Source organism: Nocardia sp. NBC_01730, from assembly GCF_035920445.1.
Classification (GTDB): Bacteria; Actinomycetota; Actinomycetes; order Mycobacteriales; family Mycobacteriaceae; genus Nocardia.
Genome location: NZ_CP109162.1, coordinates 2,606,019 through 2,618,641, shown reverse-complemented (window position 1 = coordinate 2,618,641; position 12,623 = coordinate 2,606,019). Strand labels below are relative to the sequence as shown.

The following is a 12,623-nucleotide window of genomic DNA, read 5'->3' as shown; positions in this document are numbered from 1 at the left end:
TAGTGTTGAAGGACGAGCACGGACATTGCTCATGATCGGAGCCGTGCTCAGATGGGCTCCGGTCATGATGAGGACAGAGGAGGTCGGCTGCGATGGCACAAGAGCAGACCAAGCGCGCCGGGGGCGGCGACGAGGACGAGGGCCCGGATGGTGTCGACGCCGCGGGTCAGGAGCGCCGCGAAAAGCTGGCGGAGGATACCGACGACCTGCTCGACGAGATTGATGACGTACTCGAGGAGAACGCCGAAGACTTCGTTCGTGCGTACGTCCAGAAAGGCGGCCAGTGACCGTAGGTGACCCCTCGCGTCTCCACTTGGGGTACGCCCTCTCTTCCTTCTCCGAACACTTGCGCGCGCATGCTCCGGATCTGTTGCCTTCCAGCAGGTTCGGGCCAGGTGCCGCCGGAATTTCCGGCGGCACTTCCGCGAAGGACATCGCTCCGCACGGCACGACCATCGTCGCAGTCAGCTACCGCGGCGGTGTGCTGATTGCCGGTGACCGGCGCGCCACGCAGGGGAACCTGTTGGCCAGCCGGGACATCGAGAAGGTCTTCATCACCGACAGCTACTCCGCGGCCGGCATCGCCGGTACCGCGGGGATGGCCGTGGAGCTGGTGCGGATCTTCGCGGTGGAGCTGGAGCACTACGAGAAACTCGAGGGCGTGTCGCTGACCTTCGACGGCAAGGCGAACAAGCTGTCGAAGATGGTGCGAGAGAACTTGCCCGCGGCCCTGCAGGGTCTCGCGGTGGTGCCGATGTTGGTCGGCTACGAACTCGACGCCGCCGATCCGGACAAGGCGGGCCGCATCGTGTCATTCGATGTGGTGGGTGGACGCAGTGAGGAGAGGTTCGGCTACGCCGCGGTTGGTTCCGGCTCGGTGTTCGCGAAGTCCGCGCTGAAGAAGTTGTACGCCAAGGGAATCGACCAGGACCGTGCGCTGCGCATCGCCGTCGAGTCGCTGTTCGACGCGGCTGACGACGATACCGCGACGGGCGGTCCGGACCTGCTGCGTGGCATCTTCCCGACGGCGATTGTTGTCGATGACGAGGGCGCGGTCGAGGTGACCGAGTCACGGCTGGCGGAGATCACCCGCGGGATCATCTCCGACCGTGAGGCCGCCGAAGAAGGGAGCGCCTGAGTATGACACTGCCGTACTACGCGTCGGCCGAGCAGATCATGCGCGACAAGACCGAGCTCGCGCGAAAGGGAATCGGTCGAGGTCGCAGTGTCGTGGTGCTGGCCTACGACAAGGGCGTGCTGTTCGTCGCGGAGAATCCGTCCGCGACGCTGCACAAGGTGAGTGAGCTCTATGACCGGGTCGGGTTCGCCGCGGTCGGCAAGTACAACGAGTTCGAGAACCTGCGCAGGGGCGGCATCCTGCAGGCCGACATCCGCGGTTACCAGTACGACCGCCGCGATGTCACCGGCCGCGCCCTGGCCAACGCCTACGCGCAGACCCTGGGCTCGATCTTCACCGACCAGCTCAAGCCTTACGAGGTGGAGATCTGCGTGGCCGAGGTCGGCTATCCGGAACAGGCAGCGCGGTCGGTGCTGTACCGGATCACCTTCGACGGGTCGATCGTGGACGAGCGCGAGTTCGTGGTGATGGGCGGAACGACCGAGCCGATCGTCACCGCACTGAAGGCCTCCTACAAGCCGGGTCTCGACCTGGCCTCCGCGGTCGGTGTCGCGGTGCGCGCGCTGCAGGCGGGCGTGCCGGAGGGCACCGAGAAGGAGAAGCGGGTGCTGGGCGTGAGCTCACTCGAGGTGGCCACGCTGGAGCAGGCGCGGCCGCGCCGGGCGTTCCGGCGGGTCACCGATACCGCGCTCGAGCGGTTGCTGAGCCCGGCGAAGGCGGCAGGTGAGCCGGAGTCGAAGGACGAGGAATCCCCGGCGGAGGACGCTCCGAAGGCGGAGTGAACCGCCCGGCGGCCGAGTTCCACGGTCCGTGAACGACGCGTCGACGGCGCCTTGTTCGCGGGCCGTGCCGTCGTGTCCTGGTCCGTATCCGGGGTGTGCATCCTTCGGTGGAAGTACCGGTTCAACCGTACGAATTCCGACAAAGCGGGCCAAATCGTTGCGAAGACGTATGCATCCGGGTTGTTCGCTGAACCACGCAAGTCCATGACATGGCTGTAATGTCGATAGTGTGCAGCGACGAATCATGGGGATCGAGACCGAGTTCGGTGTGACATGCACCTTCCACGGTCACCGTCGGCTGTCCCCCGACGAGGTGGCCCGGTATCTGTTCCGCCGGGTGGTGTCCTGGGGCCGTAGCTCGAACGTGTTCCTCCGCAACGGTGCTCGGCTCTACCTCGATGTCGGGTCGCACCCGGAGTACGCGACCGCGGAATGCGACAGCCTGGCACAGTTGGTGACCCACGACCGAGCAGGCGAGCGGGTCCTCGAAGAGTTGCTGATCGACGCCGAGCAGCGTCTGGCCGAAGAAGGTATCGGCGGCGACATCTACTTGTTCAAGAACAACACCGACTCGGCAGGCAACTCCTACGGCTGCCACGAGAACTTCCTCGTGGTCCGCGCAGGCGAGTTCTCCCGGATCTCGGACGTGCTGCTGCCGTTCCTGGTCACCCGCCAGCTGATCTGTGGGGCGGGCAAGGTGCTGCAGACGCCGAAGGCCGCCACCTTCTGCCTCTCGCAGCGCGCCGAGCACATCTGGGAGGGCGTCTCCTCGGCGACCACCCGCTCGCGCCCGATCATCAACACGCGTGACGAGCCACACGCGGACGCGGAGAAATACCGCCGCCTGCACGTGATCGTTGGCGACTCCAATATGTCCGAGACCACCACCATGCTCAAGGTCGGCACGGCCGCGCTGGTGCTGGAGATGATCGAGGCGGGCGTCTCGTTCCGCGATTTCGCCCTGGACAACCCGATCCGAGCGATCCGCGAGGTCAGCCACGACCTGACCGGCCGCCGCCCGGTGCGCTTGGCCGGCGGCAGGCAGGCCAGCGCCCTGGACATTCAGCGCGAGTACTACGCCCGCGCGGTGGAGCACCTGCGCAACCGCGACCGCGATCCCCAGATCGATCAGGTGGTCGACCTGTGGGGGCGCACCCTGGACGCGGTGGAGGCACAGGACTTCGCCAAGGTCGACACCGAGATCGACTGGGTGATCAAGCGCAAGCTGTTCCAGCGCTATCAGGACCGTTACGGCATGGAGCTGTCCGATCCGAAGATCGCTCAGTTGGATCTGGCCTACCACGACATCAAGCGCGGACGCGGCGTCTTCGACCTGCTGCAGCGCAAGGGCCTGGCCAAGCGGGTCACCGAGGACGAGGCCGTGGACACCGCAGTGGACACCCCGCCGCAGACCACCAGGGCCAAACTGCGCGGTGACTTCATCACCGCCGCTCAGGAGGCGGGTCGCGACTTCACGGTCGACTGGGTGCATCTGAAGCTGAACGACCAGGCGCAGCGCACTGTGCTGTGCAAGGACCCGTTCCGCTCGGTCGACGAGCGCGTGGACCGCCTCATCGCGTCGATGTGAGAGCTGTGTTGGATTTGCCGCGCCTCCGGGCCGCGAACGGTGCTCGTCAGACTCGCACTCGACGTGGTTGAGAGTGCGGTTACGGTCAGTTCGGGTTTGTGTTCAGGACCATGCAGTCGTTGCCGTGATCTTGGTCTATATCGGCGTCGTGGCTATCGCGAGGGCGCCGAGTCGGCGTTGCGCGACGTCTTGACCAGTGTCTACGTTCGGGCCGTTGTCGGCATCTGGCGAGCGACCCTTGCAGCATTCATCCACCGCGATATCGCCGGAGTTCGTGCGGCGGAGGGCGGGGCTGGGCTGTGCCGACAGGCGGCGAGTTCATGATCGGGTCGGGTGTCCCGCGTCGGAAGCTACTTCTCTGACAGGTACTGCTCGACCTTCTCGACTTTCGCGGTCATAGCATCGGTGACGCCCGGCCGGATGTCGGCCTTCAGCACCAGGCTGCACCGCGGCGCGACCGCGAGGATCGCGTCGGTTGCCTGCTTCACCACACCCATCACCTCGTCCCATTCGCCCTCGACCGTGGTGAACATGGCGTCGGTGCGATTGGGCAGTCCACTGGCGCGCACCACGCGGACCGCTTCGGCGACGGCTCGCCCGACGTCTACGCCGGTGCCGAGCGGAGTTACGGAGAAGGCGATGATCATGTCTTGATGATGCCCGCCTGCACGCTGTGACCGACCGAATTGCGCGCCGCCGCGCGGTGCCGATTACCCTCTATCGGGTGGCGATATCCAAGGTCGAGCGGCTGATGAATCTGGTCATCGCGCTGCTGTCGACCCGGCAGTTCCTGACCGCGGAGCGGATTCGGGACAGTGTCGCGGGATACGAGGACTCCGTCAGCGACGAGGCGTTCAGCCGGATGTTCGAGCGGGACAAGAACGAACTGCGTGATCTGGGCATCCCGCTCGAGGTCGGACCGGTGAGCCGGTACTCGACGATCGAGGGCTACCGGATCAACCGGGACGCCTACGAACTACCCGATATCGACCTGACCGACGAGGAGGCCGCCGCCGTCGCGGTGGCCGTGCAGATGTGGGAATCGCCCGAGCTCGCCGCGGCGGCGGAGGGTGCGCTGCTCAAATTGCGCGCGGCCGGTATCCATGTGGAGACCGACGCCGCGGTGGCTTCGGTGCCAGCTGTCCCGGCTCGCACCCGCGGCTCGGAACCGGTGCTCGGCAAGCTTCTCGCCGCGATCGACGCGGGCCAGGCCGTTCGATTCGAGCACCGTGGCGCGATCAACGCCCCCTACTTGATGCGCGACGTCGAGCCGTGGGGTGTGGTCACCCACCACGGCCGTTGGTATCTCGTCGGGCATGACCGGGATCGAGCTGCGGTGCGCAGCTTCCGGCTGTCCCGGATCGGCGACGACGTGACCGCCGCTGGCCCGCGCAATGCGGTCCGTAAGCCGGATGGTGTCGATCTGCGCGCGATCGTCGACCAGGTCACCAGCACGGCACCGGTTAGTGGCTCGGCCACGGTGTGGGTCGCCGACGGGCGCGGACAGGAGATCCGCAGGCTCGGACAGGTCACCGGCGAGCGCAGCCTCGGGGGTCGCACCGGCGCCGTCGTGCAGCTGCCGGTCCGCTCCCGCGACTGGCTGGCCCGGCTCATCACCGGTCTCGGGCCGGACGCGGTGGTACTCGCGCCCGAGGCGCTCAGGACCGATGTCATCGCCCGGCTGCGTTCGGTGTTCGACCACACGGAGGTCCGGGCATGAGCGAGCGCAGCGAGCGAACAATCGGCACGGCCGAGCATCGCTCGGTCATGACGGAGCCGAGCGCCAGCGAGGTGGAGTCATGAGCGAGCGCAGCGAGCGAACAATGGGCACGGCCGAGTATCGCTCGGTCATGACGGAGCCGAGCGTTGGCGAGGTGGAGTCGATGAGCGAGCGCGGACTCGGCGCGATGTGCGAGGTGGCGTAGTGAGTTCAAGGCTCTCGGTGCGCCTTTCGCGGCTGCTCAATATGATCCCGTACTTCATCGCGCACCCCGGCATCAGCGCAGCAGAGGCCGCCGCCGATCTGGGTGTGACCACCAAACAGCTGATGAGCGATTTGAACCAGCTGTGGATGTGCGGGCTGCCCGGGTACGGCCCCGGTGATCTGATCGACCTGTCGTTCTCCGAGGAGAGCATCGAGGTCACCTTCTCCGCGGGCATCGACCGGCCGTTGCGGCTGACCTCCACCGAGGCCACCGCGCTGCTGGTCGCGCTGCGCTCGATCGTGGACATGCCCGGCATGGTCGACCCGACCGCCGCGCACGCGGCCATAGCCAAGATCGAATCGGCCATCGCAGGCGGATCCGCGGACGCTGCCGAGGCCGAGACCGACGAGTCTCGTACGCCGCCGCGGGAGGCGCCCGCCGTGGCCACCGTGCGGTCGGCGCTGGCGCGCGGGCGCGCGCTGCGCCTGGTCTACTACTCCGCCAGCCGCGATGTGGTGTCCGAACGAGCCGTCGACCCCATTCGCATCGTCCTCGTGGACAACAACAGCTATCTGCAGGCCTGGTGCAGACAAGCCGAGGGAGTGCGGCTGTTCCGTTTCGACCGGATCGAGGACGCGACGGCGCTGGACGAGTCGGCGCGGCCGCCCAAACATGCCACCGAGGCGGCAGCCGGGCTCGACCTGTTCCAGGACGATCCGGCGGTTCCTTTGGCGCGCTTGCGAATTCACGCCCATTACGCTTGGGTACTCGATCAGTACCCGATGCACCGGCTCGCGGTGCACCCCGATGGCAGTCTGGAGGCGACCATGCGGTTCGCCACGCTGGACTGGATGGCGCGCCTGCTGCTCGGCTTCGGCGCGGGCGTCACCGTCCTCGGTCCGCCGGAACTGGTCGCCGCGGTGCGGGAGCGCTCGAACGCAGCCTTGGCCGCCTACGAGGAAGCCGGACACCTGGAGGCCCGATGACGGGACAACCGACAGCGCCGTGTCGAGCCGACGGGGTGGCACAATGCCCGCGGAGGCTCGATGAGGAGCAAGTCGTCCAGCGTTTCGTGGCTCACCGCGTGCGGGTGTCCCGTCGGATGCGAGGGGCTGAATCGGTGTGAAGAGTCGCGTGCTCGTGATTGGTGCGGGCAGTATCGGCACGTTCGTCGGCGGCAAGCTGGGAGTGGCCGGGGCGCAGGTCACGCTGGTCGGCCGCAGGCGGATACTCGACGAGATCACTGCGTCAGGGCTACGGCTCACCGATCTCGACGGTGCCGACGACGCCCTGGCCGCGGACCGGTTCCATGTCGCCACCGAACCGGAGGACCCAGGATCGGCGGATCTGGTGCTGGTCACGGTGAAATCGGCGGCGACCGCGGGCGCGGTGCGCGGGCTCCGCGACGAGATCCGGCCGGGCACCGTGGTACTGAGCCTGCAGAACGGCATCGGCAACGATTCGGTGATCCGGGAGCTTCTGCCGCACTGTGTGGTCCTGGCTGGCATGGTGATGTTCAACGTCGTGCACCATCCCGACGGCCATTTCCACCGCGGCACCGAGGGTGGGCTCGCGGTGCAGGACGACCCGGCGCTCGCGTCGTTCCTCGGCGTCTTCGAGCAGGCGGGACTCGGGTTGCGCCGCTACCGGGACCTGCGCCCGGTGCAGTGGGCGAAGCTGCTGCTCAACCTCAACAACGCGATCAACGCGCTGTCCGGGCGCCCGCTTCGTGAGGAACTCGCCGACCGCGACTACCGTCGCTGCCTCGCGCTGACGCAGCGCGAAGCGCTCACGGCAATGAGCAGGGCGCGAATTCGCCCTGCCCGGTTGACCCCGTTGCCACCGCGGGTGATGGCAGCGCTGCTGACCGTCCCCGACCGCCTGTTCCAGCACGTCGCCGGGCAGGTGCTCACCATTGATCCGACGGCGCGCTCGTCCATGGCGGACGATCTGGCACTCGGCCGTAAAACCGAGATCTCCTGGCTGTGCGGTGAAATCGTCGGGTTGGGTGCGATGGTCGGGGTACCGACGCCGGTCAACCAACGGTTGATCGAACTGATCGTCGCCGCCGAACAGGGCGATCGGCGCGGCTGGACCGGTGGTGAACTGCTCACCCAACTGCGCGCCGCCGCGGCGAGCGGCACGGTCGAACCCCAGGCAAACGGGCAGTGACTGCGGCGTTCGCGCACGTCACGGTCCGGTAGCATCGAAACATCACAGTCTTGGGAGGTAAATCATGGGCAGTCTGAGCATCTGGCACTGGCTGATCATTGCGGTGGTTTTCGTGATGTTCTTCGGCGCGAAGCGGATGCCCGACGCGGCCCGCAGCCTGGGCCGATCATTGCGCATCTTCAAGAGCGAGGTCAGCCAGATGCAGAGCGAGAGCAATACGTCGAATGCCACCGCGTCGACGCAGCAGCCCGCGCAGCAGCTGCCGCCCGCGCAGCCGGTGCCGCCGTCGATCACCGAGCCCCGTACCGAGCAGAAGTCGGTCTGAGCGGAAACGCTCGCGCCGGGGTGAGGAAGAACTCACTCCGGGCATAGCGCTGTTGCCGAGCTGAGCCAGGCACGTCAAACCAGGGGCGATCACCAACCATGCGAATCCCGTTCGATCCGCGCCGCAGCAAGCGCAAGACCAATCCCGACGGCACCATGTCGTTGATCGAGCATCTGCAGGAACTGCGCTACCGCCTGCTGGTCTCGATCGCCGCGGTGCTGGTCACCACGGTGCTCGGATTCCTCTGGTACGCGCATTCGGTCCTCGGCATCGAGAGCCTCGGCGAGATTCTGCGCGGGCCGTACTGTTCGCTGCCCGCGTCGGCGCGCGCGTCGCTGAGCCCGGATGGCGCGTGCCGTCTGCTGGCCACCGCGCCGTTCGAACAGTTCACCTTGCGTTTGAAGGTCGGTATGACCGCCGGTGTCGTGCTCGCCGCGCCGATCTGGCTGTATCAGTTGTGGGCGTTCATTACGCCGGGGCTGTACGCCAAGGAGCGCAAGTACGCGATCGGTTTCGTGTCTTCGGGCACGGTTTTGTTCACCGCCGGTGCGGTGCTGGCCTACGTCGTCATCGCGCACGCGTTGAGCTTCCTGCTCACCATCGGCGACAATGTGCAGATCACGGCGCTGAGCGGTTCGCAGTACTTCGGCTTCATCATCAACCTGCTCATCATCTTCGGCGTCAGCTTCGAAACCCCGTTGCTGATCATCGGACTGAACCTGATCGGGGTGCTGACCTACCAGCGGCTCAAGGCTTGGCGGCGCGGCATCACGTTCGGCTTGTTCGTCTTCGCCGCTATCGTCACCCCGCAAGACCCGTTCTCCATGCTGGCGCTCGCGCTGGCACTGACGGTCCTGTTCGAGGTCGCCATCCAGTTCTCCCGGATCAACGACCTCCGCCGCGCCCGCAAGGAGCGCGAGGGTTGGGGCGCGCTGTCCGACGAGGAAGCCTCCGAGCTGGGCGGGCCCGAACCGATCGATCCCGCGGAGGCGATCACGACGCCGCGGGAGAAATCCGCGCGACCCGTGTCGGACTACTCCGATACCCTCTGACGGTGACATATCACCGGTCGCAGACGGGCGAGTTGGCCGTATTCTCGGCCGAGCTGAAGTTCGAGCTGGATCCGTTTCAGCGGGATGCCTGCGCGGCGCTCGAGGACGGCCACAGCGTGCTGGTCTGCGCCCCGACGGGTGCGGGCAAGACCGTCGTCGGCGAATTCGCGGTACATCTGGCGCTGGCGGCGGGTGGAAAGTGCTTCTACACGACGCCGATCAAAGCGCTGTCCAACCAGAAGTTCGCCGACTTCACCGAACGGTACGGCCGTGACAGCGTCGGCCTGCTGACCGGTGACCAGTCGATCAACCCGGACGCACCGGTGGTCGTGATGACCACCGAGGTGCTGCGCAACATGCTGTACGCGTCCTCCGACGCTCTGCGTGGGCTGTCCTACGTGGTGATGGACGAGGTGCACTATCTCGCCGACCGGTTCCGCGGGGCGGTGTGGGAGGAGGTCATCCTGCACCTGCCGCCGGACGTCCGGCTGGTCAGCCTGTCGGCCACGGTCAGCAACGCCGAGGAATTCGGTGCCTGGATGGAGACCGTGCGCGGCGACACCACCGTGGTGGTCGACGAGACCAGGCCGGTGCCGCTGTGGCAGCACGTCATGGTGGGGCGGAGGATGTTCGACCTGTTCGACACGAAGTCCACCGATCAGAAGGTGCTCGTAGACGAAGACCTGGTGCGATTCATCCGGCACCGTGAGGCCGCCGACCGGATGAACGGCTGGGGCGGTCCGCGCAACGGCCGCGGCGCACCGCGCCGCGATTTCCGTCCGCTGCCGCGACCCGAGGTGCTCGCCAAACTGGACGACGAGGGTCTGCTGCCCGCGATCACGTTCATCTTCAGCCGCGCGGGGTGCGACGGGGCGCTGGCGCAGTGCCTGCGGTCGCGGCTGGACCTGAGCCGCGAGGACGAGCGCGACGAGGTCGACGCGATCATCGAGAAGCACACCGGCGACCTGCCCAAGACCGATCTGGAGGTGCTCGGCTACTGGGAGTGGCGCGAGGCACTGCACCGGGGGCTGGCCGCGCACCATGCGGGCATGTTGCCTGCGTTCCGGCATACCGTCGAGGAACTGTTCGTCAACGGGCTCGTGCGAGCCGTATTCGCCACGGAGACACTGGCGCTCGGCATCAATATGCCCGCGCGCACCGTCGTGCTGGAGCGCCTGGTGAAGTTCAACGGCGAGTCGCACGCGGAGCTCACGCCGGGCGAGTACACCCAGCTGACCGGGCGTGCGGGAAGGCGCGGTATCGACGTCGAAGGCCATGCGGTGGTGCTGTGGCAGCCGGAGGTGGATACCAGTGCGGTCGCGGGCCTGGCGTCCACGCGCACGTATCCACTGCGCAGCTCGTTCCGGCCGGGGTACAACATGTCGATCAACCTCATCGACCGGATGGGCGCCGACGAGTCGCGTGCCCTGCTGGAGCGGTCGTTCGCCCAGTTCCAGGCGGACCGCTCGGTGGTCGGGCTGGTGCGCGGCATCGAGCGCAACGAGGTCGCGCTGCGGAAGCTGCGCGACCAGCTCGGTGGCACCGAGGGCGGGTTCCTGGACTACCTTGCGCTGCGCGAACGGATCAAGCAGCGGGAACGGCAGCTGGCACAGCAGGGCCGGGCCGACCGGCGGGGTGCGGCGGTGGATGCGCTGGTAGCACTGCGCCGCGGCGACGTGGTGGCGATTCCGTCCGGGCGGCGCGCCGGGCTCGCGGTGATCCTGGAGCCGGACATGACGCCAGGGGATCCGCGTCCGTTGGTGCTCACCGAGGACAAGTGGGCGGGCCGGGTGTCGGTCGCCGACTTCCCGGTGCCGGCCGAAGCGCTCGGACACATGCGGTTGCCGCGGCGGGTGGATCACCGCACCGCGCGCATCCGAAGCGATCTGGCGTCGGCGCTGCGCAGCACCGGAATCTCGGCGCCTGGTAGGCCGCGGCGCGGCAAGCGTTCCGCGGCGGCAGACGACCGCGAACTGGCCACATTGCGACGCAGCCTGCGTTCGCATCCGGCGCACACGCGACCCGACCGCGAGCAGATGGCCCGGATCGGCGAGCGCTACAGCCGGCTGCTGCGCGAAACCGAATCGATGCGCCAGAAGGTTGCCGCGACCACCAACTCGTTGGCGCGCACCTTCGATCGAATCCTCGGGCTTTTGGAGGAACGGGCTTTCGTGCACGAGAGCGAGGTAACCGCCGACGGGCGCCGACTGGCCCGCATCTACGCCGAGAGCGACCTGCTGGTCGCCGAATGTCTGCGGCGGGGACTGTGGCGCGGCCTCGGCCCCGCCGAGTTGGCCGGCGTGGTCTCGATCCTGGTGTACGAATCCCGTCAGGAGGGCGGATATCTCGCCGCGAGCGGCCCCACGGAGCCGATCCGGCGGGCGGTCGGCGCGACCATCGGCGTGTGGACCGAGCTGCGTTCCGACGAGGCCAGGCACAAGCTGCCGCCGACCAGGGAACCGGATCTCGGCTTCGTCACCGGCGTCTACAAGTGGGCGCGCGGGGACGGGTTGGCCGACTCGTTGCTCGCCAGCGGTGATCAGGGCGCGCCGCTGTCGGCGGGCGATTTCGTACGCTGGTGCAGGCAGGTGATCGATCTGCTCGATCAGATCCACAGCACCGCCGACGATTCCGAGATCGCTGCCACGGCGGCGAAGGCGGTGCGGGCGATCCGGCGGGGTGTCGTGGCGGTGGACGCTGCCTGAGCGGTGTGGGTGACGGGCCAGGAGGAGGCAGCCTGCGTAACCACGGGACCGCGAACGCCGCCAATCTCAACACAGCTGATTCGATTGTGATTTGATTTCTTTCGCGTACCGACCGTGGCGGAAGAGTCGTGTCATGCGACGAGGCCCACGCGGGGGGCTACCGTGAGTACAACGATGCGAGTGGAGGCAAGCAGATGAGCGGCCCTTTCGGACCGAGCGACCCCGGGGAGGGACGCAACGATCCCACCCAGCAGTGGGGCGGACAGCAGGCACCCGGCGGGGCAGGTCCCACTCAGCAGTGGGGCGGTCAACCGCAGACCCCGGCCTCGGCCCAGCCGACCCAGCACTGGGGTGAGCAACAGCAGCCGCAGCAGTGGGGCCAGCAGCAACCGCAGCAGCCGCAGTGGGGCCAGCAGCAGCCGCAGCAGCCGCAGTGGGGGCAGCAGCCCGCGCAGCAGGGCCAGCCGCAGCAGGGCCAGCCGCAGTGGGGCCAGGCCCAACCTCAGGACTGGGGCCAGCAAGGCCAGCAGCCGCAGTGGGGTCAGCAGCAGCCGCAGTGGGGCGCGCAGCAGCCGCAGCCGCAGGGTGGTAAGGGCAAGGGCCTGATCATCGGCCTTTCCGTGCTCGGTGTCGTGGTGATCGGCGCGATCATCGCCCTCGTGCTGGTGCTGACAGCCAAGGACAAACTGGACCAGGCCGCGGTGCAGGACGGCGTGAAGAAGGTGCTGTCGGACTCCTACGGCATCCAGGACGTCAGCGACGTCTCCTGCCCGTCCGGCGAGGAGGTCAAGGTCGATGCCACCTTCCAGTGCGATCTGAAGGTCAGCGGCGAGGCCAAGAAGGTGACCATCAAGATCACCAAGGAGGACGGTACCTACGAGGTCGGTCGCCCGAACTAGTTCCCGGCCCGCTTGCATCCCGGTGCGGCCCATCCGA

The 12,623-nt window shown here is 67.4% G+C and carries 13 protein-coding genes; 12 read left to right on the top strand and 1 reads right to left on the bottom strand.

The features are described 5' to 3' along the window. Positions 1 to 92: 92 nt before the first annotated feature. The 4 genes from OHB12_RS09920 to pafA all read left to right on the top strand — a co-directional run bounded on the left by OHB12_RS09920 (position 93) and on the right by pafA (position 3,508). Positions 93 to 287: a ubiquitin-like protein Pup gene (locus OHB12_RS09920; protein ID WP_040790983.1), complete on the top strand. Its 195-nt coding sequence runs from the start codon at positions 93 to 95 to the stop codon at positions 285 to 287. Beyond that, positions 284 to 1,138, top strand: coding sequence for a proteasome subunit beta (prcB, locus tag OHB12_RS09915; RefSeq protein ID WP_327118291.1), 855 nt, complete (start codon positions 284 to 286; stop codon positions 1,136 to 1,138). The genes OHB12_RS09920 and prcB overlap by 4 nt, the downstream gene beginning before the upstream one ends. Before the next feature lie 2 nt (positions 1,139 to 1,140). Next, the gene (gene prcA / locus OHB12_RS09910; protein ID WP_327118289.1) at positions 1,141 to 1,920 is read left to right on the top strand and encodes a proteasome subunit alpha; all 780 of its coding nucleotides are present in this window, start codon (positions 1,141 to 1,143) and stop codon (positions 1,918 to 1,920) included. Positions 1,921 to 2,149: 229 nt separating this feature from the next. Continuing rightward, complete coding sequence (gene pafA / locus OHB12_RS09905) at positions 2,150 to 3,508, top strand: Pup--protein ligase (protein WP_327118287.1); 1,359 nt, start codon at positions 2,150 to 2,152, stop codon at positions 3,506 to 3,508. Positions 3,509 to 3,858: 350 nt separating this feature from the next. Here the strand turns inward: pafA and OHB12_RS09900 are convergent, their stop codons facing one another. Beyond that, the gene (locus OHB12_RS09900) at positions 3,859 to 4,155 is read right to left on the bottom strand and encodes an MTH1187 family thiamine-binding protein (protein ID WP_327118285.1); all 297 of its coding nucleotides are present in this window, start codon (positions 4,153 to 4,155) and stop codon (positions 3,859 to 3,861) included. A gap of 77 nt (positions 4,156 to 4,232) precedes the next feature. Between OHB12_RS09900 and OHB12_RS09895 the strand changes: the two genes are divergently transcribed. From OHB12_RS09895 to OHB12_RS09860, 8 genes are all read left to right on the top strand, one after another. Then, a complete protein-coding gene (locus OHB12_RS09895) occupies positions 4,233 to 5,228 on the top strand; it encodes a helix-turn-helix transcriptional regulator (RefSeq protein ID WP_327120980.1) in 996 nt (331 codons plus the stop codon). Between the two features lie 79 nt (positions 5,229 to 5,307). Continuing rightward, on the top strand, positions 5,308 to 5,433 hold the full coding sequence (locus OHB12_RS09890; protein ID WP_327118283.1) for a hypothetical protein: 126 nt from the start codon (positions 5,308 to 5,310) through the stop codon (positions 5,431 to 5,433). Continuing rightward, positions 5,433 to 6,419, top strand: a complete 987-nt coding sequence (locus OHB12_RS09885; RefSeq protein ID WP_327118281.1) for a helix-turn-helix transcriptional regulator — start codon at positions 5,433 to 5,435, stop codon at positions 6,417 to 6,419. The genes OHB12_RS09890 and OHB12_RS09885 overlap by 1 nt, the downstream gene beginning before the upstream one ends. 136 nt (positions 6,420 to 6,555) lie before the next feature. Next, entirely contained in the window at positions 6,556 to 7,605 is a 1,050-nt protein-coding gene (locus OHB12_RS09880) for a 2-dehydropantoate 2-reductase (protein WP_327118279.1), read from the top strand. Positions 7,606 to 7,669: 64 nt separating this feature from the next. Continuing rightward, positions 7,670 to 7,930 (top strand): Sec-independent protein translocase subunit TatA, encoded by a 261-nt coding sequence (tatA, locus tag OHB12_RS09875; protein ID WP_327118277.1) that lies wholly within the window; start codon positions 7,670 to 7,672, stop codon positions 7,928 to 7,930. A gap of 98 nt (positions 7,931 to 8,028) precedes the next feature. Beyond that, a complete protein-coding gene (gene tatC / locus OHB12_RS09870) occupies positions 8,029 to 8,982 on the top strand; it encodes a twin-arginine translocase subunit TatC (RefSeq protein WP_327118275.1) in 954 nt (317 codons plus the stop codon). Positions 8,983 to 8,984: 2 nt separating this feature from the next. Beyond that, positions 8,985 to 11,687 carry a DEAD/DEAH box helicase gene (locus OHB12_RS09865; RefSeq protein ID WP_327118273.1) on the top strand — a complete coding sequence of 901 codons (2,703 nt, stop codon included), beginning with the start codon at positions 8,985 to 8,987 and terminating at the stop codon, positions 11,685 to 11,687. A 194-nt stretch (positions 11,688 to 11,881) separates the two neighbouring features. Continuing rightward, a complete protein-coding gene (locus OHB12_RS09860; protein ID WP_327118271.1) occupies positions 11,882 to 12,586 on the top strand; it encodes a DUF4333 domain-containing protein in 705 nt (234 codons plus the stop codon). Positions 12,587 to 12,623: the final 37 nt, after the last annotated feature.